Genomic DNA, 22874 nt, shown 5'->3' on the forward strand with positions numbered 1-22874 from the left:
ATTATTGATTATTTTCCAGCTTATGCACCTTTTTCGTGCCTTCATACATTTCAAACTGCAGGAAGCGGCATTCAAGCTTTCCATTGAAGAGTTTTATCTTTCGAGAAGGTCTCAGGCCGACTTTTTTAGCCGCGTCAAGGTCTGAGGAGATGAACCAAGCCAAGGTATTTGGGTAACTTTTCTTGAAGGTATCGCCAATCTTACGGTAAAAATCATCTTCGTTAATGGAAATCCGTTCGTCATAAGGCGGATTAAATACCATCAGTAACGGGAAGTGTTCTTTTTTCGAGTCGAAGAAGTTTTGCATTTTCACTTCGATGACGTCTTCCATTTCAGCCGCTTCAATGTTGAGGTGGGCCGCGTTCAGCATTTGCGAATCTAGGTCGTAGCCGACAATCTTACCGGTGAATTCTTTAATTCTGTTGATGCGGACTTCTTTTATTTTCTTGAAGAGTTCATCATCATAATTCTTCCAGTTCTGGAAGGCGAATTTTTTGCGGAAAATCTGCGCGGGCAAATCCATCGCGATCATGGCAGCTTCAATGAGCAAAGTTCCCGATCCACACATCGGGTCCAGGAAATTGCCTTTGCCATCCCAACCGGCCAGTTGCAACATACCGCTGGCCAGCACTTCATTGATCGGTGCTTCGCCCTGGTCTTTGCGGTAGCCTCTTTTAAATAAAGGGTCGCCCGCCGCATCCAAAGAAATCGTGACCAATTCGCGGTCGATATGTAGGTGGAATTTTATCTCAGGATCGCGAGTATCAACGTTCGGTCTTTTGCGGTGATGAAATTTGAAGTAATCCACGATGGCATCTTTCATCTTCTGCGCCATGAATTGCGAATGCCTGAATCTTTCGGAATATACCGTGGTATCAATCGCGAAACTTTGGTCTACATCCATATACTGGTCCCACGGGAAAGCGAAGAGTTTGTCGTAAAAGCGGCTCTCATCCCACGCCTTGAACGTGAGTACCGGCACCATGATCTTAAGTGCCGTACGGGCAGAATAATTTATTTTATACAAAAAACCTAAGTCTCCTTCACAGTTTACCGCACGGTTTTTAATTTCTATATCGCGGCCGCCAAGTTTTTTTATTTCTTCCGCTAAAACGTTTTCAAGACCAAAAAAAGTCTTAATCTGTATTTTGATGTTTTCCTGATCCATGTAATATTTTTTACGGGCCGTTATGCGTTGATTGTTCGCTGCTTATGCTTTAGTTGAAGCTTTGCAGAAAGGTGAAATCTCGGGATTTGATGGTCCGGGAATGCAAAAATAGTTATTTTTGCAGAATGGCATGGTTTGAAACTTGGTTTAATACCCCTTATTATCATATTCTTTATAAAGACAGAAACTTTGAAGAGGCAGAGCAGTTTATTTCGCTCCTTATTGATGACCTTCAGTTGCATGCAGGCGCTACGATCATTGACCTCGCGTGTGGTAAAGGCAGACATTCGGTTTACTTGAATAAACTCGGGTTCAAAGTTCTCGGGCTGGATCTTTCTGAAGAGAGCATCCGGCAGAATAAAGTGTTTGAAAATACTACGCTTACATTTAAGGTGCATGATATGCGCCACCCGATTTATCCTGAAGTAAGTGCCAAGAAGGCTGATGCGGTTCTCAATCTGTTTACCAGTTTCGGCTATTTCGATTCGGAAGAGGAAGACCGGAAGATTTTTAGATCGGTAGAGGGAACTTTGGTGCCGGGCGGTTTGTTCGTGCTTGATTTCCTTAATGAAAAGTGGGTTAAAAATACTTTGGTACCCGAAGAAACCATTACCAAGCAGGACATAGACTTTCATATCACAAAGAAAATCGAAAATCAGTTTGTGATCAAGGATATCCGGTTTACCGATAAAGGTATAGCTCATCATTATTTCGAAAAGGTGAAACTTCACCCGCTGGAAACCATTAAAAACTACGCTGCAGCCTGTGGTTTTGAGAGTGTGAAGACGTACGGTGATTATACCCTTCAGGATTTTGATGCGGAAAAGTCGCCGCGCTGCATTAATGTATTCCGAAAAATCTTAAAATAACCTTTTAAAACGTTTTCCTTGTGTTGCTTATTATTATTTTATTGATTTTCAGTGTTTTGTCGGGTGTTTTCCTTGGGAAGTTCTTCGGTTCACAACAGAAGATGGCAAAAAATCTGTTGATTCTAAGCGCCGGTTTTTTAATCACAGTATGTCTTAATGAGGTTTTTCCTGAGGTATATGCGCAAGGTGGTGCCAATATCGGGATGTTTGTAATTGGCGGTGTGCTGTTGCAGATGCTTCTTGAAAACTTGACGAAAGGCTTTGAGCATGGGCATTTTCACCATCATCATGAGGAAAAGAACATTCTGCCGTTGGCGCTGATGCTGGGGATGTTTGTACACGCTTTCCTCGAGGGTATTCCGCTGGCTAATGAAACCGATGTGTTCAGCCCTTATCTGATGGGGATTTTGTTCCATAACCTGCCGATTTCTTTTGTGTTGGGCGCTTTCTTGATTCATAAAAAAACTGCGTTCTCAACTTCATCATGGTTGGTGATCAGTATTTTTGCAGTCGCTTCACCTTTAGGGCTTTTGTTGGGGAATTATTTCGATCCCAATCTACAGGTTTATTTTTTGGCTTTGGTGGGTGGTATTTTCCTTCATATCTCGTCGGTCATTATTTTTGAAAGTAATAAAAACCATAATATTGATTGGCAAAAAATACTCATGGTCGCGTTGGGTGTGGGCTTAGGGATGTTCGGACATCTGTTTCACAGTCATTAGAAAAATAAAAAGCTTTGGGATTTTCCAAAGCTTTCTATATATAAATAATTTATCGGTTAAAACTTCCAGCCTAAAGTCACTGAGAAGTTATTGCGTTTCTTTTGCACTTCCGATACTCCGGCGGCGTCAGAATTTACTACATAAGCATTAGAGAAATAACCGGTATTGCTGGCATCGGAGCCTTGCAGGAATGGGTTGTTGAATTCTGAACTGATATGCTGATAAGCAGCGTCTATATAAAACGCCCGGAAATCATATCCGATACCTGCGCCAAGCGTATTTCTTTTCCCTACGATAAAGTTATCAAAAGAAGAGTTCGCCGCAGTTCCGTTTGCGGCAAAACTGTTAAGTGAAACGGCATCATACGGGCTTGTTGCGAAACCATATCCGCCACGCAGCCTGAATGCGTTAATACGGTATTCAGCACCTATTTTCACCTCAGAAAGGTTTGCGGAATTGGCATCGAAGAAGTTATTCAGTTCCGTCTCTGCGTCACCATATACTTTGTACTTAGGTTTGGTAAGCCCAAGTGAATAATCTACGTTTACCGCGAAATTCTTATTCGCAACATAAGCCGCACTGATGGTGGCTTTCATTGGTGAGGCCAATTTACGGTCTTCAGTATAAGTACCGTCTGTTGGGTTGTCGTACTCGCTGTAGATTCGGTCAATCGTCCACCATGTAGGGGTTTCAAGAGCGGCGCCAAGTCTGAAGTTAGGGTTTATTTTCCCAATTACACCTACTGAAGCTGAAAAGCCAGAGCCTGCTTCTGAAAAAGGGGTGTACTGTTTGTCAAACACCGAAGAGGCATTTGAAGTATTCGTAAACGCAGCGGAATCATACTGGTCTAACTGTGAATTATGGAAGTTCAGACCTGCACCGATATAGATTCGGTTATCGTAATTACCACCGACACCTACACTGGTTTTGGACAGGTTGCCGTAACGGTTGTAGGCGTGTCCGGCAAAGGATAAATCCTCCAGGAGGTTGCCATTCTCATCATTGAACTGAAAACCAATGTTGCTGTTGCCCGGCGTTTCTGTATAATCTTCAATAGACTGGTTAGAGAAGCTAAGCCCGATGTTTACAAACTTCCACTTTGAAGAGGAGTTCAAAGGGAATACAGCAATACCACCTACGTTTCCGAGATCGGTGTCATTGATTTTATAATCCAGCGACTGACCGCCGAACGAAGAGGTGTTCTTTTGAGATTCGATATTCAACGTCCCGGCAAAATCATTGGTAATACTTACTGCAATACCTGCTGGGTTACTGTTAAGAACGGAATAATCACCGCCTAAGGCACCCATGGCGCCTGCCATCGCATTATATTTAGAAGAACCGTTCGTTGCGGAATTTGAGTATACTTCTGCTGTATTTTTCAGCGTAGAGATATCCTGAGCGTACACAAAATAACTTGCGGAAATGCTCAGGATAAATATGGTTTTTTTAATCATTTTTTAAATGTAAGACTTAAGTTAATTGTTATCTTCTGAAACCTCCGGAGGATCTTGTAGAGCCTGATGAGGAGGATCCACTGTTAAAACTGCCACCATTGCTGCCACCGGAACGGAAGCTACCGCCATCATAGGTATTGCTGCGGAATCTTGGCTCACTGTAATTAGGCGTTGACTGTCGTGGTGTCGCTTGCCTTGGAGTCGTATTGCTTGGTTGCGTGTTTCTGAATCTTGGGGATGAATTACTCTGATTTCTGAAACTTGAATTGTTCGGTGTTACACGCTGCTCATTTCTGAATCCTTGTGAAGAGTTGGCGTTGCGGGTAGTGGTGTTTGCCGTTCTGTCATAGTTACGGAAAGCGCCGTCACTGCCACTTCTTTTGTAGGTGAAACCTCCGCTATAGGTGTTATAGCCATGTCCGTAATAAGGATATCCATAGTAGCTGTAGTAAGGGTTATAGCCATAATAAGGGCTATAGTATCCATAGTACGGGCTGTAGAAACTGTACCAACGGTTATATCCAAATCCCCATGGGCTGTAATATCCGCCCCAACCCCATGGTGAACCCCAGCCGAAACTCATTCCGATACCAAAACCGCCATAATATCCGAATGGGGAGCCCCAGTTGTCGGTGTAATAAGTGTCGGTTCCTTGATAGGTTCCCCAGTCAGAATTCTGCGCGTCTCTCCAACGTTCGTTACGGTTTTCAGCATTCAGATAAACGTTTTGATTGTCATTGTTCTGATAATCATAATAATCACCTACTTGATTACCGGTACGCATCATTGTTCCCTCAGGTAAAGTATCCCTGTTGGGGTCGTAATATACCCCATCAGTCTCCGTATAACCACCTGTCTGTATCGTACAGGAAGTTAACACCAGACCTCCGGCCAGCATCAATACTGCTTTTGATTTCAGCAGCCGAAGCATATTTTTATAAGTAATTTTTTCCATGATAGGTAAAAAGTTTTAATTTGATTTATATTTGCATTTTATACCAAAACTGTACCATGCAAAATGGGGGTTTTGGCCGTAAATCCTTATAAATATTAGATAAAGCGTAAGTGCAAAAGTTAAATCAAAGATAGATAAAATATGGCAAAACTAACTTCCCGTGCTGAAGATTACAGTAAATGGTATAACGAATTGGTAGTGAAGGCCGATTTGGCAGAAAATTCCGGTGTCCGGGGTTGCATGGTAATAAAGCCCTATGGTTATGCCATCTGGGAAAAAATGCGTGATGAAATGGATAAGCGTTTTAAAGAAACCGGCCATGAGAACGCCTATTTCCCGATCTTCATTCCCAAAAGCCTATTTGAAGCCGAAGAGAAAAATGCCGAAGGTTTTGCCAAAGAATGTGCGGTAGTAACCCATTACCGCCTCAAAACAGATCCTAATGATTCCAAGAAATTAATCGTAGATCCGGAAGCTAAGCTTGAAGAGGAACTGATCGTTCGCCCAACTTCTGAAGCCATTATCTGGAATACCTATAAGAACTGGATTCAGTCTTACCGCGACCTGCCCATCCTTATTAACCAGTGGGCCAATGTCGTACGCTGGGAAATGCGTACAAGATTATTCCTTCGTACCGCCGAATTCCTTTGGCAAGAAGGCCATACCGCGCATGCCACACGAGAGGAAGCGCTAGAGGAAACAGAAAAAATGCTTGAGGTATATGCTGATTTTTCAGAAAAATTCATGGCCATCCCAGTGATTCGCGGTATAAAAACCGAAAGCGAAAGATTTGCCGGTGCCGATGAAACCTATTGTATTGAAGCCCTGATGCAAGACGGGAAAGCCTTGCAGGCCGGTACATCTCACTTTTTAGGTCAGAATTTCGGGAAAGCCTTTGATGTGAAATTCACCAACCGTGAAGGTAAGATAGAACACGCCTGGGGAACATCTTGGGGAACATCAACAAGACTGATGGGAGCCCTGATTATGACACATTCCGATGATTTCGGACTGGTACTTCCACCTACCTTAGCCCCAATTCAGGTAGTGATTGTCCCGATATTCAAAGGAGAGGAACAACTGAGACAGATTGATGAAGTCGCTTACGAAATCCAAAAGAAACTTAAAGCAAAAGGAATCTCTGTAAAATACGATAACCGCACCGAAAATAAACCGGGATGGAAGTTCGCAGAGTATGAACTGAAAGGCGTACCTGTGCGTATCGCAATGGGCGCCCGCGACCTTGAAAATAACACCGTTGAAATTGCACGCCGCGACAATCTTACCAAAGAAACCCAACCCCTGGAAGGTCTCGAAAACTACATCGAAGAACTGCTGGCGACCATACAACATGATATATATGCCAAAGCCCTGGCGTACCGCGACAGCCATATTACAAAGGTAGATTCCTACGACGAGTTCAAGAAAGTGCTTGAAGAAAAAGGCGGCTTTATTTCAGCCCATTGGGACGGTACCGCCGAAGAAGAGGAACAGATTAAGAATGAAACCAAAGCTACGATCCGCTGTATTCCTTTAAATAACCCACAGGAAAGCGGCGTTTCCATGATTACCGGTAAACCATCCACGCAGCGGGTGATTTTTGCGAAGTCTTATTGATTCCGGAGCCATAGCACCCCAGTAAACAGCCTTCGACCTCAGCCCCTAAGGTTTGGATTAAAATTTGCATCAGCGATAAATGTTAAATTTTAAACTAAACTATTATGTCTTTAAATGTTATCGATCTTATTAAGGGGCAATTGGGTCCGGCCTTGGTATCGCAAAGTGCCAATCAATTAAATGAAACCGAACCTGCAGTTTCCAAAGCCATCAGCGTGTTATTACCCGCTGTGGTAAGCGGGCTTGCAGACCATACCGACAAGCCCGGCGTGCTGAATGCGATCACTAATGCGCCCACCAGTGGATTGTTAGGCAATCTTATTGGCGCTGCCACAGGAAACTCAATGGTGGCTACAATCTTGTCCGCTATTTTTGGCGACCGAGTGCCTGGCCTCGTAAATGCGGTTTCCGAATATTCGGGTGTGAGTAACACCTCAGCAAATTCTTTGCTATACATGGTGACAGGCGCAGCAATCGGGTCCATCGGTAAATACGCCGCTGACCAGAATATGGATGACTCGGCGGTGAGCACATTGCTTAAAGATCAAAAGGCTATGGTGACCTCACTGCTTCCTGCCGGTTTTTCTCTGGCGTCAATGGGAGTAGGCAACATCGCTAATGGTAACGAATATCCTGAAAACGATAAAACTTCCAGCACTGCATCCGCTACAACGCCTACCTCAAACGATGGACATGCGGAAGTCACACGTGCCGGAAATACGCATGTACATGTTGACCGTAATGATCCTCATAAAGACACAGGATCGGTGTGGAAGTGGTTATTGCCTTTAATCTTGTTGGCTCTGGCGGCTTGGTTCTTATGGAAGCAATGCGATAAACCGGCAAATGATACGACTACGATGACAGATTCTACGGCCTATGAAAACGACAGTACGGCGATGGCTGCTTCTACCGACACAATGGCGAATACCACTTTGGACAGAGAAGCAACCGTAGTCAACTTGCCCGATGGACAGACGCTTGATGCATATCGTGGCGGGATTGAAGATCAGGTAGTTGCCTTCCTGAATTCTGATGACTACAAAAATGCTACTGAAGCTGATTTAAAGGATAAGTGGTTCAATTTCGACAACCTTAATTTTGAATTTAATTCTACAAAACTAACCCCTGAATCCCAGATACAGTTAAACAATATCAAATCTATTTTAGCAGCCTATCCTGATGCTAAAATTAAAATTGGCGCCTACACAGATAAAAAAGGTGATGATGCAAGCAATAAAACCTTATCCCAGCAACGTGCCCAAGCGGTAAAAGCAGCCTTAGGCTCTGCCCAGGTGATCTCGGCTGAAGGTTATGGTGAAGAGTTTGCCAAAGTGGATGAAAACGCTTCTGATGCTGACCGTGAAATCGACCGTAAAACAGCCATCAGATTTACAAAATAAACTTTACCCGATACCTCATGTATCGGGTGTATTTTTATCCTATTTATTTTTGACTTATTATAAATATGTTTAATTTTGTTAGTCTAATCTAACATTTTGAGTAATATTAATAAAGGTTGGCGTTATGAACGCCGCGCAGATTCGCTACCGGAAGTATTTTCTAGTATAAATATCCCTAAAGACGCAGGTTTTTGGCGAAAGCTGTTTGCTTTTGCGGGTCCGGGTCTTATGGTGGCGGTTGGTTATATGGATCCTGGTAACTGGGCTACCGATATTGCCGGTGGCGCGCAGTTCGGCTACACCTTGCTTTCGGTGATTCTTATTTCTAACCTTTTCGCTATCGTACTGCAGCATCTATCGCTGAAACTTGGCATCGTAGCAGAGCGTGATCTGGCACAGGCGTGCCGTGATCATTTTGATCCGGTGACCAATTTTATTCTATGGGTGTTATGTGAAATTGCCATCGCCGCCTGCGATCTCGCGGAGGTCATCGGTGCTGCCATCGCGCTGAATTTACTTTTTGGTATCCCTCTGACCTGGGGGATTGTTATAACAGTCGTTGATGTCTTTTTAATACTTTTCCTTCAGGCAAAAGGTTTCAGATATATTGAAAGCATCGTTGGGGGACTAATATTTGTAATTCTGGGATGTTTCATTTACGAAATCATCCTCAGTAAACCAGATGTCTTTCCGATTCTTTCGGGTTTGGTTCCGCAAAAGGAGATCGTTACCAATCCTTCCATGCTGTATATCGCGATTGGTATTTTAGGCGCTACGGTGATGCCGCACAACCTATATCTGCACAGCAGCATCATACAGACCAGGAATTATGAACGTACCACTGAAGGAAAAAAGGAAGCGATTAAGTTTGCGACCATTGACAGTACGGTTTCATTATTTCTGGCGTTTTTCATCAACGCTTCCATCCTTATCGTAGCGGCCGCCACATTCCATACCTCCGGGAATACGGATGTAGCTGACATCCATGATGCGCACGAAATGCTTGCGCCTATACTGGGAACAACGATGGCAAGTGTGTTGTTCGCGGTAGCTCTACTGGCTTCAGGGCAAAACTCTACGCTTACCGGGACATTGGCCGGACAGATCGTTATGGAAGGCTTCCTGAACATCCGTCTGAAACCGTGGCTTCGTCGGCTTATTACCCGGTTAATCGCGGTAATACCTGCATTGGTCGTTACCATTATTTATGGTGAAAAGGGCACTACGGACTTGTTGGTTCTCAGTCAGGTGATCCTATCGATGCAACTGAGTTTTGCCGTAGTGCCGCTGGTAATGTTTACAGGATCCAAATTAAAGATGGGCGAATTCGTGAACAAACGTTGGTTACAAATTCTTGTTTGGATTGTCGCGGTGATCATTATTGTATTAAATCTTTACTTACTGTACGAAACTTTCTTTGGCCATGCACCTCTCTAAGGTGTATTGTTCAATTCAGTGACTTCAGTTAAGATTCTAAGCATTTCCGCGATGCTGATAAATCCGTTTGATTCTTTAATGATTTCATGAGCGGGGTTTAGTATGAAAAGGTGAGGATAGGATGCGGGAGTCTTATCTTCGAGAAATGATTGCGCGAGCTCATGAACTCCGGTGTTACGGCCACTTGGCTGAAATCGGTAAGTTTTTCCTCTAAAAACTACATCCTTTCTTTCTTCTGCATTGAAAGGGATGAAGTGGAAATGTTCATTAAGCAACTTCACCACTTCTTTATTTCTGAATGTAGTTTTCATCATGGCTTTACAGTACTGGCACCAACTGGTGTGGATAAACAGTACGGTATTGCGGGGATTGTGTTTCTGTACGGTCTCAAGTTCATTAACCGAAAGTTCCTTTAACTGTGCAGCGTGCCATAGCGGAACTATGAAGAATGCTAATAAAAACCATCGCGGGGTTGTCCTCATTGCCGTTTAATTAAGTTTAAATCTTATACCCAAAAAGCCACGGATCCCCTGGTTCGGTGCATACATGTACGACGGATCGAAAGTAAGCCCATAAGGATTTTCCGGAGTCGGCACCGCGTTGCCGTGCTGATCGAATACTACATTCTGGTCGAAGGGATCGGAAGTTCTTGCGATCAGAAACGGATTTCCTTTAGTAGGCGTCCAGTTAAGTAGGTTTTTAACGCCTCCATACACTTCAAAATCCCGCAATCCATCATAAGTGAATTGTAGGTTCTGTATGCTCCACCATGGCGACATAGGCTTTCTGGGATCCAAATCGCTCAACAAGGGCAAGCGCATTGGGCTGTACAGATTTCCGGTATAGTCGATGGTGAGTTTCCACGGCTTTATTCTGTAAGAAACAGCCCAGGTAGCTGTGAATTTTTCAGTAAGCATCTGTTGCTCCGACAAACCATTTTCGGTGATGGTATTTTCCATCGCGGTTGCGCCCAGCATGAACTTCAGGCCGTTGCGAAGGTTGATGTCGGTGTTCATACTGATCCCTCTGCTAACGGCATGGCCTTCAAGATTATCATAAATGATTTTGGTAGCATCAGTTTCATAATCGGGTACGATACGGTTAGTGAAATAAGTATAAAACGCCGTTGCATCCATGTTGATAATGTTGCCAAGGTCACTATAAAGTTTTACTGCGTAATTTACATTGATGTTATAGGATTTTTCAGGTTTAAGGTCAGACAGAATTACTGTTTTTCTTGCGCCCGTAAGTGCGGCATGATCTTCGGTAAACAGATTCACCACACGAAATCCGGTGCCGGCATTTACACGTAGGACGCTCTCCTCGCCTAAAGTCCATTTATACGCTAATCGCGGTGTCAAGATTGACCCATGGGTATTATTATAATCGAAACGACCTCCAAGAAGCAGTTTGTGGCGTTCTGCCAGGGAAATCTCATCTTGTACGAAGATCCCGGGGAGCCAAGTTTTTTCTGGTTCGTTGGTGCCTTCGCTTAAGGTAGCGACCGTATTGTCATCGTAATAGGTGTAACGTAATGCCGCGCCCGCCAGCAAATCATGCCGCCCAACTTTCTTATCCCACGTCAGTTGACCGAATGCTATTTTCTGGTTGGCGATGTAAGAAGTGGTTCCGTAGCGACTGTCCTGGTCATGGTTGATAAATGAAAATCCCAGCAACAGCTGTTCCTTGACAGGTAACTGGTAGGTCCCGAGTAATTCTGCACGGCTCGTATAGATGCTTTCACCATAGATTTCATACCCACCCCGATACGATTTGTTCCAGCGTACATCGCCACCCCAGCGGTCTTCATAAAGGTACCGCGCTGCCAGACTGAGCAAACGATTTTCGTTACGCTTAAAATTCCACTTCTGAAAAACGGAAATCCGGTTTTGCAATGTGGCGTCGGTAAAATTATCATTGTTATGATCCTCTATATTTTGAAAATTAAAATAATTAACACCTGTTAAAACATCAGCGTTTGCGCCGGCTTTAAACTTTAGTCCGAAATCAGCATTGAATTCTGCCCACGTCGTTGACATCAGGTCCGCGGAAAACAATGGTGCCTGCTGAGGTTTTTTTGTAATGATATTAATTAAGCCACCTACAGCCTCGCTTCCGTATAGCGATGATGCCGGACCTTTCACAACCTCAATTCTTTCCACTAAAGAATTCGGGATTCCCGAGAGACCATAAACCGTCCCGAGTGAACTTACGATAGGCATCCCGTCGATCAGTACCATTGTGTAAGGACCTTCTAGGCCATTGATGTGGATGTCACCCGTATTGCAAATGTTGCAATTGAGTTGCGGACGTACCCCATTGATGTTCTGTAACGCGTCAAACACATTGGGTGTAGGGTTTTTCCTGAAAAAAGCCGATGTATAAATATCTACCGGGACCGGACTGTCAAGCCGCTTTACGCTTTTCATCGTTCCTGAAATCACCACTTCATCAATTGCTGAGGATTTATTCTCAGTCTGTATGGTATCCGGTTGAACTGTTGGCTGGATAGGTTCAATATTCTCTTGTGCAAAATAAATTGAACATACAAATAAGGGTATTAGTAGATAAACTTTCATAGGATTTATTTATAATTAAAGCAAAGATATAATTGTTAGTCTAATCTAACAAATACTATAGCAGATTCTAATTTAAAATAAATTCATTTATGCATCGCAACACATTACTATGGAAAAAGATTATTTAAAATGTAGCGTCTGCCGAATTGTCCATAATTTTTATTTGGCAATATCTTTGTGAATAATCGAATACTAAAATGATTAATTATGTCCGATAACAAAGAGATACACGAAGAAAATCTGGATCTGAAGAATGAAAATCCCCAGAATAATGATGCTGAAAATACCGAAAATGTGACATCTCAGCCTAATTATGAAGAACTTTTGGCAGAGGAGAAAGACCGTTATATCCGTCTGTTTGCAGAGTTTGAAAACTATAAAAAACGTACAGCGAAAGAGAAGATGGATTTCTTCCAGTACGCTAATCAGGATATGATGGTTTCCATGTTAGCCGTGCTTGACGATTTCGAGCGTGCATTGAAAGAAATCGCTAAAAACGGCAACGAAAGCGACTTGCAGGGCGTAGAACTCATTTATCAGAAATTCAAAGGTAAACTTACCGAAAAAGGACTTACCCCGATCAATGTGAAAGCAGGAGATGACTTTAACGTGGACTTCCATGAAGCCATTACACAGATCCCGGCACCTTCCGATGATCTGAAGGGTAAGATTGTAGATGTGATTGAAACCGGTTATCAGCTGAACGACCGCGTTATCCGTTTCAGTAAAGTAGTAACCGGTAACTAAAATTTAAAATTCTAAGCATTGTTTTAGCATTTTAATCAAACAAATAAAATGGCAAAGAGAGATTATTACGAAGTTCTGGAAGTTTCTAAAAATGCTTCAGCAGACGAAATAAAAAAAGCCTATCGTAAAATGGCTTTAAAATATCACCCAGATAAAAATCCAGGTGATAAAACTGCAGAAGAAAAATTTAAGGAAGCTGCGGAAGCCTACGAAGTCTTGAGTGATGAAAACAAAAAAGCACGCTACGACCAGTATGGCCATGCCGGCATGAACGGTGGTGGCGGCTTTGGCGGCGGCGGTTTCGGTGGTGGAATGAATATGGAGGATATCTTCTCTCAGTTCGGCGATATATTTGGCGGCCAGTTTGGTGGTGGCGGATTTGGTGGCAGCGCACAACGTCAGCAGGTACGCGGCAGCAATCTTCGGGTAAGGATTAAACTGAACCTTGAAGAAATGGTGAACGGTACCCAGAAAACCATCAAAGTGAAAAAGATGAAGATGGCACCGGGCGCAACCTCTAAAACCTGCAGTACCTGTAACGGGTCAGGCGTTCAGATGAAAGTAATGAACACCATGTTTGGCCAGATGCAGACGCAAACGACCTGCGGCACCTGTCAGGGATTAGGAAAGATTGCCGACAAGATCCCGGCTGGCGCCAATGCCCAAGGTCTCGTGAAGGAAGATGAAGAAGTTACCATCAATATCCCGGCTGGTGCCCGCGAAGGCATACAGCTCAACGTTCGTGGTAAGGGTAACGATGCACCTTTCGGTGGTAACCCTGGCGACCTGCTGGTGGTAGTTGAAGAAGAAACCGATGGTAAGATTAAACGCGAAGGCGACAATCTTCATCAGGAACTTTATATTTCCTTCGCAGAAGCAGCCCTGGGAACGCAGAAAGAAATCCCAACCGTAGGCGGTAAAGTGAAAATTAAGATAGAACCCGGCACACAATCGGGAAAAATCCTAAGACTAAGCGGAAAAGGCCTCCCCAGTATCGACAGTTATGGAAAAGGTGATATGTTTGTGCATGTAAATGTTTGGACACCACAACATCTTTCGGCTGAGCAAAGAGCATTTTTTGAAACCCAAATGAAAAGCGGAGAAATGATAGCGGAACCATCCGGTAAAGAAAAAACATTCTTTGATAAAGTCCGTGATTTATTCAATTAAACAAAAGATTCCGCCTCGATAGAGACGGAATCTTTTTTTTGGCTTGCCAGCGTCGTTAATGTTCTAAGTAACAACGCTCCCTGTTCTTTCTGTATTAAATAAAATCCGCCTCGCAAATCTTGCGAGGCGGGTTTTATTTTTAAATTTATTCACCCGCATTTGGGAGTTGGTCTTCTTTCTTACGGAAGAAAAATTTTGTAACCAAAGGTACGGTAGTAATCAGCACTATGATGAGAATGATGAGCTCAAGGTGCGACTTGAGGTCGATGCCGAACTGATCAATGAAGAATTTATCAAGATAATGCCCGGCAAATATCAGCGAGAATGACCATAGAAAGGCACCGATTATATTATCAATAAGGAACCTGGTTTTATTCATCTTTACAATCCCGGCAACGATTGGGGTGAAAGTACGGACAACAGGCAGAAAACGCGCCATGATTACCGCAAGGGCGCCATGCTGCTCGAAGAAATCATGTGCCTGAAACAGGTATTTCTTCTTGAAGAGGAAGGTGTCTTCTTTTTTATATAGTGCAGGACCGGTTTTCAGACCGAACCAATACCCGATTTCGTTACCGATTACAGCTGCAATGGCAACGCCTGTAGCCAAAATTGTGGTATCCCAGAAATCACTTCCGGTAGAGCCAATGGCTTCTTCAATTATTTCAACCGCATAAATTCCAGATACAAACAGCAGGCTGTCGCCAGGTAAAAAGAACCCGATAAATAGTCCTGTTTCTGCAAATACAATAAACAAAATGAGCCAAAAACCGCCCATTTGTATATAAAATTCGGGATTCAACAAATCCTTCCAGCTTTCAAAATGTCCCATATTGGCAAAGGTAATAAAAGCAGTTTTTTTTCAGGATTGCAGAATTGTTAAAGTTTCCTAAATTTAAAGCGTGAAATCTTCGCTTTCCGCCGCTTGGCCGTCTGCCATTAAGAAGGCTTTAAGAAAAGGGGTAAGGTTGCCGTTCATCACCCCATCAACATCCGAGGTTTCATAGCCAGAGCGTACGTCTTTCACAAGTTTATAAGGATGCATCACATAGTTACGTATTTGGCTTCCCCATTCAATCTTCATTTTATTGGCTTCGATTTCGTTTCGGGCCTTCATGCGTTCCTCAAGTTCCATTTCGTAGAGTCGCGAGCGCAGCAACTGCATCGCCTTTTCCTTATTCTGTAGTTGTGAACGGCTTTCAGAGTTTTCAATGATGATGCCGGTAGGGGCGTGGCGTAGGCGGACGGCTGTTTCCACTTTATTTACATTCTGCCCACCAGCGCCGCTGGAGCGCATGGTTTCAAAGGAAATGTCCGCAGGATTGATGTTGATTTCAATGGTGTCATCTACCAAAGGATATACGTAAACCGACACAAAACTGGTGTGTCTTTTTGCGTTCGAGTCGAACGGGGAGATCCTTACCAAACGGTGTACGCCATTCTCGCCACGCAGATAGCCGAATGCAAACTCACCATCAATTTCTAAAGTTACCGTCTTTACACCCGCCACATCACCTTCTTGAAAGTTGAGTTCGCGAAGTTTATAACCCTGTTTCTCGGCCCACATGGTGTACATTCTCATCAACATGCCGGCCCAGTCACAACTTTCAGTACCGCCAGCACCGGCCGTGATCTGTAGCACAGCCGAAAGTTCGTCTCCTTCGTTGGAGAGCATATTCCGGAATTCGAGGTCTTCAATCTTTTCCTGAAGTACAGGGAATGCTTCATGGAGTTCTTTTTCAGAATCCGGATCTTCCTTAGCGAAATCTATCAGTACCTGGATGTCCTCGAAACGGTTATAGATTTCTTCATAATCATTCACCCATTTCTTTTTTGAGCGTAGCTGTTTCATGAAGGCTTCGGCCTCTTTTGGGTTGTCCCAGAATTCTGGCGAGACTGTTTTTTCCTCATCATTTGCAATCTCGATTTTTTTACGGTCGATCTGCAGGTATTTATAAAGATCCTCTATGCGGGACTGGGTTTCTTTTAACTGATCATTGTTTATCATGCCACAAAAATAATGATTTGGATTTTATGGGCTTCACCTGGAAATTAGAAATAAAATAAAAAAATCCGGAAGTCGTAACTCCCGGATACTGTTTAGTCATAAGTTGGTATTATGCATAGATGATTTTGTAATATTCATCAGCCATACGGTCGCTGTTGAATTTACTTTTCACCTGCTCCATCGCGGTATGCTGTATCTTTCTCCACTTGTCCGGGCTGTCGTAGTAAGTCGGCAGGATTTCGTTTTCCAAGACCTGATAAAGGTTTTCGAGGTCGAAGTTATCCTGGTCGAAAACGCTCATGTTTTCATAATCAGCTTGTGGCACTACAAATCCGTTTACGCCGTTTTCTGCAAATTCGGGGATCCAGCCGTCATCAGTAGAAAGGTTTACCGAGCCATTCATCGCCGCAGTCATACCAGAGGTCCCGGAGGCTTCACGCGGTACACGTGGGTTGTTAAGCCAAAGGTCTGAGCCTTGTTTTAGCGACTTGCTCAACGCCAGTTCATAACCTGTGAGCACGGCCATGTTTTTGTAGTTTTTAGAGGATTCTACCAACGAGTTGAAAGTCGAAATGGCTGCATAATCCATCGGGTAAGGTTTTCCTGCCCAGATGATCTGTACGGGGTATTTCGGGTTGTTAAGCAATTTCTCGAATCTTTCTTTATCATGCAGAAGTAAATCGGCCCGTTTGTAACCTGCGAAACGGCGTGCCCACACGATGGTGAAAATATTAGGATCGAAGAGTTTTCCGGTTTGGTCTGCTACGATGCGGAAGGTTCTTTTCTTTAAATGTTTTTTTCGGAAGTCGAAGAGCGTAGGGTCGTTTTCGTCCTTAGCGTCATACAAAGGCTTATCTGCCCAATATTTGAATTCCTGTGCGTTGGTAATGGCTTTAATTTCGCATATACCAGGGTATTTGCTCCACATTTTTCGTGAAACTTCACCGTGAAGTTGTGAGACTCCGTTGGCGATTCTGGCCATCTTCAAAGCGCATAGTGAGTGGTTGAAGGTTTCATCATGTTCTCCTTCAAGCTGCCGAACTTCCTCCATCGGTAGGCCAGAGAAATAAGACATGTTATGGCAAAGATAAATATCATGCTTTTCATTACCTGCTTCTTCGGGTGTATGCGTGGTAAACACCAGTTTTTCGCGCACTTTCTCAAGGTCACCACCAAATTTTTTGAGTAAATAGAAGGCGGCAGGCAGGCCGTGTGCTTCGTTTAGGTGATATACATCGCGTTCAAAATTCATTACATCAAGCAGTTTGGCGCCTCCTTTCCCAAGCAAGATATATTGTGCGATCTTTGTAGATTCATTCGCGTCGTAAAGGCGGTGGCAAATGGTTTTTGATACATGGTCGTTCTCTGGTACATCAGTTGAAAGGAAGAACATTGGCGCTGTATGGAAAGTCTCGGGATCCAGATACCATACTTTCACCCAAACTGGTGCCGAGTGAATCTCGATCTGAAATTTTATACCCGTATCTTCAAGAAAAGAATACATTTTTTTCGTCCACGTAGGCTGCAATGTCTGGTCGTGGTTACGTGCCTGGTCGTAATAACCGAATTTCCACAAGATACCGATGCCTACCAGATCCTGCTTCAGGTTATAAGCGCTCCTCATGTGAGAGCCGGCCAGGAAACCAAGTCCGCCGGAGTAAATTTTAAGGGCCTGGTCAATGGCAAACTCCATTGAGAAATAGGCTACTTTTTTTGAATATTCGGGGTTAATGCTGAAAGGCATTTTAAAGTTCTCAAATTCCATAATCTTGCTTTAAAATTTAATTGGCAAAGGTAGATATTTATAGGGTGGTGGAGAATTATTCGGGCCGGTTTTCTTGCTTTTGTAACATTAATCATATTTTATAGGCCTGAAATGGTTCAGTCTCCTGAGATTTTACCAAACATTAATTATCCGAGATGGTGACAGAGATTTCGTCGAAAGATTCCATCATTTTTCCTGAAAGTAAAACTTGATGAGGCTATATAAAATAATCTTTAAATTTGCAGTCTGTAATTATGGAAAATCTATCTCGCAAAACTGCTGCATTTCATACCCTTGGCTGTAAATTGAACTTCGCCGAAACCTCTACCATTGCCCGCCAACTTACCGGTGCGGGCTACGAAAAGGTGAATTTCGATGAAGCGGCGGATGTGTACGTCATCAATACCTGCTCAGTCACCGAAAATGCCGACCGTGAATGTAAAATACACGTAAGACGCGCCATGAAAGCCAATCCTGAAGGTTTGGTTGTGGTGCTGGGCTGCTACGCGCAACTGAAACCACAGGAAATATCTGCCATTGAGGGGGTGGATTTGGTTTTGGGAGCCAAAGAAAAGTTTAATATCCTGAGTTTCCTTGACGACTTGCAGAAAAACGGCCACGGACAAATACATTCCTGCGAGATTGACGAAGCCGATTTTTTCATCGGAAGCTATTCCATCGGTGACCGTACCCGTGCTTTCCTGAAAGTGCAGGATGGTTGTGATTATAAATGTACCTATTGCACCATACCGCTTGCCCGCGGGATCTCACGTTCTGATACCATTGAGAATGTAGTGCACAACGCACGCCAAATCGCCGCCAAAGGCATTAAAGAAATCGTACTTACCGGTGTTAATATTGGGGATTACGGCAAAGGGGAATTCGGAAATAAAAAGCATGCCCATACCTTCCTCGACCTAATTACTGAACTGGATGCGGTAGAAGGTATTGAACGAATCCGTATTTCTTCCATAGAACCTAATCTGCTTAAGGATGAAAGCATCGAACTGGTCGCTAAAAGCAAACGGTTTGTACCGCACTTTCATATTCCATTACAAAGTGGCTCTGATGATCTGTTGAAAAAAATGAAGCGCCGCTATCTTACGGCGTTGTATCGCAACCGAATCACAAAGATCCTTGATGTGTTGCCTGATGCCTGCATTGGTGTAGATGTAATTGTAGGATTTCCGGGTGAGACCGAAGAAAAATTCTTGGAGACCTATCATTTCCTCAGCGAGCTCCCCATCAGTTATTTGCATGTATTTACGTATTCGGAGCGGGAAAATACTGAAGCCGCCCAAATGGAAGGTGCAGTGCCGTTAGCTGAGCGAAAAAAGCGTAACAAAATGCTGAGGATCCTCTCCGAGAAAAAGAAGATGGCATATTATGCCACACAATTAGGTAAAACACTTCCGGTGCTTTGGGAACACGAAAACAAGGATGGCCTGATGTACGGCTTCACCGAAAATTATGTACGTGTACAGCAGCCGTACAACGCCTCATCCGTAAATCAGGTAGAATTCCTTACACTTGAGCAAATTCAGCCTGACGGAAACGTGTCGGTAGTGCCGGCTTTCGAGGGATTTTTGGCTAAGGTCTAGCATCAATTGGTTTTGCATCGCCGGTTGGCATCGTCATAAACCAATTGGGGAACAGTTGTATAACGATGAGGTATGAGATGATGACCACGATAAGTGTTACGATGGCAGCTACCATGAATTTTCCCGGTTTGTTTCTGTTCGAATTTTCCATTGTTTATTTCTGAATAGTTATTTTTTGGGAAAGCTATTTTTATGCCATCTCAAAAGCCACTGTAACGGAATTCAGAATAAATTGAACTTAAATAAAGTATGCCTTGGTTTTAGCTCAATTTCACTTTGTACACATCAGTCTTATTACGTTTGATACCCTCGATTTCGAAGCCGCCTTCCTGTGGAATGATTTCTTTGAGGTCAAATGAGGTGCAGTCTTTCGGTAAACCGGCAAATATCAGCGTGAACCAATAATCTTTCATCGGTGGGACTACCGACCAATAAGGAAAAAGTGAAATGTTTTCATGGTGAATCAGTGCGCTGCGGTGGCCTGTAGTTGCATCAATTAAGAAGGTGCTTGGCCAAATGCGGATGAGGAAATCTCCGAAGGCGGTAGCCGAGAAGCAGCAGTGTACGATTACCTGTTTTTCATTGTCAATGCTTGTCTTAATATCCTCCAGGATTTCAGTAGCAATTTCTGGCTTCGTAATAGTCGTCATGCGTGTTAATAATCAAGCTCGAGGATTTCTTTGGTATATGCGCGTATTTCTTCGGTAAGTTGAGGGTTGTTGGCTAAGTTTTGACCATAGGAAGGGAAGATTTCGAGGAGTTTGCCATGCCATTCGTTATTTACTTTGTCGGGGAAGCATTTTTCCAGCACTTCCAACATCGCGTAGGCCGCGGTGGACGCACCCGGCGAGGCGCCGAGTAGAGACGCGATGGTACCTTTTTTATTCACCACCACTTCTGTCCCGAATTCGAGTTTACCGCCCTGCTTTTCATCTTTTTTAATAATCTGTACACGTTGACCGGCTATTTTTATTTCCCAGTCTTTTTCGTCAGCATCTTTTATGAACTCCCGAAGGTGCTGCATACGTTGGGTTTTCGTCATGGCTACCTGTCGCAACAGGTATTGCGTAAGGGGTAAGTTGTGCCACCAAGCGCCAAACAACGACCGGATATTCTTGAAATTGATGCTTTCCGGGAGGTCGAGATAGCTGCCTTCTTTTAAAAATTTGGTCGAAAAACTCGCAAACGGCCCGAACAGCAGTGCCTTTTTACCATCAATGATGCGCAGATCAAGATGTGGTACACTCATCGGGGGCGCATTCAACGGTGCCTGTGTATATACTTTGGCGTGGTGTTGTGCCACCAATTTTTCGTTGTGGGTGACAAGCCATTCACCGGATACCGGAAAACCGCCGTAACCTTCGCTTTCAGGGATGTCGGAACTTTCGAGCAAGGGTAACGCGTAGCCACCAGCGCCGATGAACACAAAATCGGTTACCACACGCTGGCTGTGCTGGTGCAGGCGGTCCTTGATTTTCATTTCCCATCGGCCATCGCTTCTAAGGTCCAAATCTTTGGCTTCATGATAGAGGAAGACCTCTACTTTAGAATCTTCGGAAAGGAATCTGGCCATTTTACGGGTAAGCGTACCGAAGTTTACATCGGTCCCCAAGTCCATTTTGGTGGCGGCCAATTTTTCATTTTCCTTTCGCTTACTCATGATGAGTGGGATCCATTCTTTCAGTTTTTGATGGTCGGTGGTGAATTCCATTCCTTTAAAAAGTGGCGATTTTATCATCTCTGCATGTCTTTTTTGCAGGAAAGTTGTGTCATATTCACCGAAAACCAGACTCATATGAGGACATGAATGGATGAATTCTTTTGGATTTGAGATGTGGTCCTTTTTAAGTAAATAGGCCCAAAATTGTTTGGAAACTTCGAACTGTTCGGCAATTTTCTCTGCTTTCGAGATATTAATGCTGCCGTCAGCGCCAGGCACGGTATAATTCAGTTCACAGAAAGCGGAGTGGCCTGTACCGGCATTGTTCCACGCGGCCGAACTTTCTTGTGCAAACCTCCCAAGCCGTTCGAAGATGGCTATTTCCAGATCGGGCTGCAGTTCATGTAGAAGAGTGGCCAGTGTAGCACTCATGATTCCGCCCCCAATCAGTACAACATCGTAAGAGGGTTTTGGCGTATGTGTAGTTTTGAGTCCGTGCATGGTGAAAGTATTTGCAAAAAAGTTTTTGTAAATTTAAAAAATTCGGGATAAAAGGTGTTTTTTTCGTCCGGTGTGCCTCTCAGCTTTAATTTAGGACTTTCGTAAGATGTTTGAATTCTTTTTCCGCGTTTTTTTCTTCGTAAAGAATTCGGTAAACCGCGTCAATTATTGGGGTTTTCATCTTTTTTTGCTGAGTGGTTTTGTAGATGGAATCAACAGCGTAATATCCTTCGGCTACCATGTTCATAGACTGTATGGCAGACTTCACCGTATATCCCTTACCTATGAGGTTCCCCAAACTGCGGTTTCGGGAGAAAAGTGAGTAGGCTGTAACCAGTAAATCCCCCAGATAGGCGCTTTCATTCACGTCACGCGGGGTCTCGTGTATCGCATCCAGAAAAACTTCCATTTCGCGGATAGCGTTGCTAACCAAAACTGCGGTGAAGTTATCACCATAACCCAAGCCGCTGGCAATACCGGCGCTGATAGCATAGATGTTTTTAAGAATCGCGCTGTATTCGTTGCCCAAAATATCAGCAGAACAGTTCACCTTGATGAAATGGGAAGAGAATTTACGGCTGAGCATCTTTTGATTTTCCTCAATGGTAGCGATGGTGAGGTAGGAAAGACGCTCCATGGCCACTTCCTCCGCGTGGCACGGGCCGGCGATAACGGCCTGATGGCGGTAACCTATTTTAAACTCATCTCGCAGGTAGTGGGCAACTACATCATTCACTTTTGGTACAATGCCTTTAATGGCTGAAACAAAGATTTTCCCAGTGTAATCGCACGTCATCTTGTCAAGCGCATCTGATAGATATATGGAAGGCGTGGCAAGTACTACGATATCACAGGCGGTAACCAGTTCGTTAATATCGGTGGTTAAGCACAGGTTACGGGTGTTAAATTTAACAGCGGTAAGATAGGTGGGATTATGGTGGCGAAGCTCGATGGCGCCTTTCACATATTCATTTCTTACACACCAATGAACGGTTTTGCTGTTTTCGGTAAGCATCTTCACAATTGCCGTGGCGAAACTGCCGCTGCCCAGCACACCTATTACTTTGTCGTTGTCCAATTCTTTCTTAACCATAACAGTTTTGCTAATCTTACAAAGATACAAAAGTACACATGTTTACCGAAGATTTCTGGCGTAATTAGGCAAAGGATGGGTGGCCAACCTTTAACATTCTGTAAGCGATGGTATTAAAAATA

Annotated in this window: 20 protein-coding genes; 8 read left to right on the top strand and 12 right to left on the bottom strand. The window is 43.7% G+C overall.

All coding sequences use genetic code 11. The features are described 5' to 3' along the window. Position 1: 1 nt before the first annotated feature. A complete protein-coding gene (locus CO230_RS04185) occupies positions 2 to 1168 on the bottom strand; it encodes a class I SAM-dependent RNA methyltransferase (RefSeq protein ID WP_122027443.1) in 1167 nt (388 codons plus the stop codon). A 125-nt stretch (positions 1169 to 1293) separates the two neighbouring features. Between CO230_RS04185 and CO230_RS04190 the strand changes: the two genes are divergently transcribed. Together CO230_RS04190 and CO230_RS04195 are read left to right on the top strand one after the other, a co-directional pair. Then, the gene (locus CO230_RS04190; protein WP_122027444.1) at positions 1294 to 2037 is read left to right on the top strand and encodes a class I SAM-dependent methyltransferase; all 744 of its coding nucleotides are present in this window, start codon (positions 1294 to 1296) and stop codon (positions 2035 to 2037) included. Positions 2038 to 2057: 20 nt separating this feature from the next. Next, on the top strand, positions 2058 to 2759 hold the full coding sequence (locus CO230_RS04195) for a ZIP family metal transporter (protein ID WP_122027445.1): 702 nt from the start codon (positions 2058 to 2060) through the stop codon (positions 2757 to 2759). 56 nt (positions 2760 to 2815) lie between these two features. On the opposite strand, the gene CO230_RS04200 is transcribed toward CO230_RS04195, so the two are convergent. Together CO230_RS04200 and CO230_RS04205 are read right to left on the bottom strand one after the other, a co-directional pair. Next, entirely contained in the window at positions 2816 to 4216 is a 1401-nt protein-coding gene (locus tag CO230_RS04200; protein WP_122027446.1) for an OmpP1/FadL family transporter, read from the bottom strand. Between the two features lie 28 nt (positions 4217 to 4244). After that, the gene (locus CO230_RS04205; protein WP_122027447.1) at positions 4245 to 5171 is read right to left on the bottom strand and encodes a prolyl-tRNA synthetase; all 927 of its coding nucleotides are present in this window, start codon (positions 5169 to 5171) and stop codon (positions 4245 to 4247) included. Between the two features lie 141 nt (positions 5172 to 5312). Between CO230_RS04205 and proS the strand changes: the two genes are divergently transcribed. The 3 genes from proS to CO230_RS04220 all read left to right on the top strand — a co-directional run bounded on the left by proS (position 5313) and on the right by CO230_RS04220 (position 9628). After that, positions 5313 to 6788 carry a proline--tRNA ligase gene (proS, locus tag CO230_RS04210; protein WP_122027448.1) on the top strand — a complete coding sequence of 492 codons (1476 nt, stop codon included), beginning with the start codon at positions 5313 to 5315 and terminating at the stop codon, positions 6786 to 6788. 104 nt (positions 6789 to 6892) lie between these two features. Next, complete coding sequence (locus tag CO230_RS04215) at positions 6893 to 8191, top strand: OmpA family protein (RefSeq protein ID WP_122027449.1); 1299 nt, start codon at positions 6893 to 6895, stop codon at positions 8189 to 8191. 96 nt (positions 8192 to 8287) lie between these two features. Next, positions 8288 to 9628, top strand: a complete 1341-nt coding sequence (locus tag CO230_RS04220) for an Nramp family divalent metal transporter (protein WP_122027450.1) — start codon at positions 8288 to 8290, stop codon at positions 9626 to 9628. On the opposite strand, the gene CO230_RS04225 is transcribed toward CO230_RS04220, so the two are convergent. Next, positions 9625 to 10110, bottom strand: a complete 486-nt coding sequence (locus tag CO230_RS04225; protein WP_122027451.1) for a thioredoxin family protein — start codon at positions 10108 to 10110, stop codon at positions 9625 to 9627. The two genes, CO230_RS04220 and CO230_RS04225, sit on opposite strands and share 4 nt — an antisense overlap. A 6-nt stretch (positions 10111 to 10116) precedes the next feature. Next, positions 10117 to 12207: a TonB-dependent receptor plug domain-containing protein gene (locus CO230_RS04230; protein ID WP_122027452.1), complete on the bottom strand. Its 2091-nt coding sequence runs from the start codon at positions 12205 to 12207 to the stop codon at positions 10117 to 10119. Positions 12208 to 12414: 207 nt separating this feature from the next. Here CO230_RS04230 and CO230_RS04235 point away from each other — a divergent pair, with 207 nt between their 5' ends. Together CO230_RS04235 and dnaJ are read left to right on the top strand one after the other, a co-directional pair. After that, positions 12415 to 12954, top strand: coding sequence for a nucleotide exchange factor GrpE (locus CO230_RS04235; RefSeq protein WP_122027453.1), 540 nt, complete (start codon positions 12415 to 12417; stop codon positions 12952 to 12954). Between the two features lie 48 nt (positions 12955 to 13002). Beyond that, on the top strand, positions 13003 to 14124 hold the full coding sequence (gene dnaJ / locus CO230_RS04240; protein ID WP_122027454.1) for a molecular chaperone DnaJ: 1122 nt from the start codon (positions 13003 to 13005) through the stop codon (positions 14122 to 14124). A 145-nt stretch (positions 14125 to 14269) separates the two neighbouring features. Here dnaJ and CO230_RS04245 read toward each other — a convergent pair whose 3' ends face one another. From CO230_RS04245 to glgP, 3 genes are all read right to left on the bottom strand, one after another. Further along, the gene (locus CO230_RS04245) at positions 14270 to 14956 is read right to left on the bottom strand and encodes a DedA family protein (RefSeq protein WP_122027455.1); all 687 of its coding nucleotides are present in this window, start codon (positions 14954 to 14956) and stop codon (positions 14270 to 14272) included. 63 nt (positions 14957 to 15019) lie between these two features. Beyond that, a complete protein-coding gene (gene prfB, locus CO230_RS04250) occupies positions 15020 to 16132 on the bottom strand; it encodes a peptide chain release factor 2 (protein WP_122027456.1) in 1113 nt (370 codons plus the stop codon). 109 nt (positions 16133 to 16241) lie between these two features. Then, positions 16242 to 17897: an alpha-glucan family phosphorylase gene (glgP, locus tag CO230_RS04255; protein WP_122027457.1), complete on the bottom strand. Its 1656-nt coding sequence runs from the start codon at positions 17895 to 17897 to the stop codon at positions 16242 to 16244. 254 nt (positions 17898 to 18151) lie between these two features. Here glgP and mtaB point away from each other — a divergent pair, with 254 nt between their 5' ends. Beyond that, on the top strand, positions 18152 to 19498 hold the full coding sequence (mtaB, locus tag CO230_RS04260) for a tRNA (N(6)-L-threonylcarbamoyladenosine(37)-C(2))-methylthiotransferase MtaB (RefSeq protein ID WP_122027458.1): 1347 nt from the start codon (positions 18152 to 18154) through the stop codon (positions 19496 to 19498). On the opposite strand, the gene CO230_RS12180 is transcribed toward mtaB, so the two are convergent. From CO230_RS12180 to CO230_RS04275, 4 genes are all read right to left on the bottom strand, one after another. Beyond that, a complete protein-coding gene (locus CO230_RS12180) occupies positions 19488 to 19649 on the bottom strand; it encodes a hypothetical protein (RefSeq protein WP_162989977.1) in 162 nt (53 codons plus the stop codon). The two genes, mtaB and CO230_RS12180, sit on opposite strands and share 11 nt — an antisense overlap. A gap of 109 nt (positions 19650 to 19758) precedes the next feature. Further along, positions 19759 to 20148, bottom strand: coding sequence for a hypothetical protein (locus CO230_RS04265; RefSeq protein WP_122027459.1), 390 nt, complete (start codon positions 20146 to 20148; stop codon positions 19759 to 19761). A gap of 5 nt (positions 20149 to 20153) precedes the next feature. Beyond that, positions 20154 to 21659: a malate dehydrogenase (quinone) gene (mqo, locus tag CO230_RS04270; RefSeq protein ID WP_122027460.1), complete on the bottom strand. Its 1506-nt coding sequence runs from the start codon at positions 21657 to 21659 to the stop codon at positions 20154 to 20156. An 85-nt stretch (positions 21660 to 21744) separates the two neighbouring features. Next, positions 21745 to 22752, bottom strand: a complete 1008-nt coding sequence (locus CO230_RS04275) for an NAD(P)H-dependent glycerol-3-phosphate dehydrogenase (RefSeq protein ID WP_122027461.1) — start codon at positions 22750 to 22752, stop codon at positions 21745 to 21747. Positions 22753 to 22874: the final 122 nt, after the last annotated feature.

Origin of the sequence: Chryseobacterium sp. 6424 (assembly GCF_003692615.1) — a bacterium.
GTDB lineage: Bacteria > Bacteroidota > Bacteroidia > Flavobacteriales > Weeksellaceae > Kaistella.

What these genes read in the sequence shown, in the direction of transcription:
- mtaB (WP_122027458.1), top strand. Translation starts at nt 18,152, where the DNA reads ATGGAAAATCTATCTCGCAAAACTGCTGCATTTCATACCCTTGGCTGT.
- CO230_RS04185 (WP_122027443.1), bottom strand. Translation starts at nt 1,168, where the DNA reads ATGGATCAGGAAAACATCAAAATACAGATTAAGACTTTTTTTGGTCTT.
- CO230_RS04225 (WP_122027451.1), bottom strand. Translation starts at nt 10,110, where the DNA reads ATGAGGACAACCCCGCGATGGTTTTTATTAGCATTCTTCATAGTTCCG.
- CO230_RS04265 (WP_122027459.1), bottom strand. Translation starts at nt 20,148, where the DNA reads ATGACGACTATTACGAAGCCAGAAATTGCTACTGAAATCCTGGAGGAT.
- CO230_RS04200 (WP_122027446.1), bottom strand. Translation starts at nt 4,216, where the DNA reads ATGATTAAAAAAACCATATTTATCCTGAGCATTTCCGCAAGTTATTTT.
- prfB (WP_122027456.1), bottom strand. Translation starts at nt 16,132, where the DNA reads ATGATAAACAATGATCAGTTAAAAGAAACCCAGTCCCGCATAGAGGAT.
- dnaJ (WP_122027454.1), top strand. Translation starts at nt 13,003, where the DNA reads ATGGCAAAGAGAGATTATTACGAAGTTCTGGAAGTTTCTAAAAATGCT.
- CO230_RS04245 (WP_122027455.1), bottom strand. Translation starts at nt 14,956, where the DNA reads ATGGGACATTTTGAAAGCTGGAAGGATTTGTTGAATCCCGAATTTTAT.
- CO230_RS04275 (WP_122027461.1), bottom strand. Translation starts at nt 22,752, where the DNA reads ATGGTTAAGAAAGAATTGGACAACGACAAAGTAATAGGTGTGCTGGGC.
- CO230_RS04235 (WP_122027453.1), top strand. Translation starts at nt 12,415, where the DNA reads ATGTCCGATAACAAAGAGATACACGAAGAAAATCTGGATCTGAAGAAT.
- glgP (WP_122027457.1), bottom strand. Translation starts at nt 17,897, where the DNA reads ATGGAATTTGAGAACTTTAAAATGCCTTTCAGCATTAACCCCGAATAT.
- CO230_RS04215 (WP_122027449.1), top strand. Translation starts at nt 6,893, where the DNA reads ATGTCTTTAAATGTTATCGATCTTATTAAGGGGCAATTGGGTCCGGCC.
- CO230_RS04190 (WP_122027444.1), top strand. Translation starts at nt 1,294, where the DNA reads ATGGCATGGTTTGAAACTTGGTTTAATACCCCTTATTATCATATTCTT.
- CO230_RS04205 (WP_122027447.1), bottom strand. Translation starts at nt 5,171, where the DNA reads ATGGAAAAAATTACTTATAAAAATATGCTTCGGCTGCTGAAATCAAAA.
- CO230_RS12180 (WP_162989977.1), bottom strand. Translation starts at nt 19,649, where the DNA reads ATGGAAAATTCGAACAGAAACAAACCGGGAAAATTCATGGTAGCTGCC.
- mqo (WP_122027460.1), bottom strand. Translation starts at nt 21,659, where the DNA reads ATGCACGGACTCAAAACTACACATACGCCAAAACCCTCTTACGATGTT.
- proS (WP_122027448.1), top strand. Translation starts at nt 5,313, where the DNA reads ATGGCAAAACTAACTTCCCGTGCTGAAGATTACAGTAAATGGTATAAC.
- CO230_RS04230 (WP_122027452.1), bottom strand. Translation starts at nt 12,207, where the DNA reads ATGAAAGTTTATCTACTAATACCCTTATTTGTATGTTCAATTTATTTT.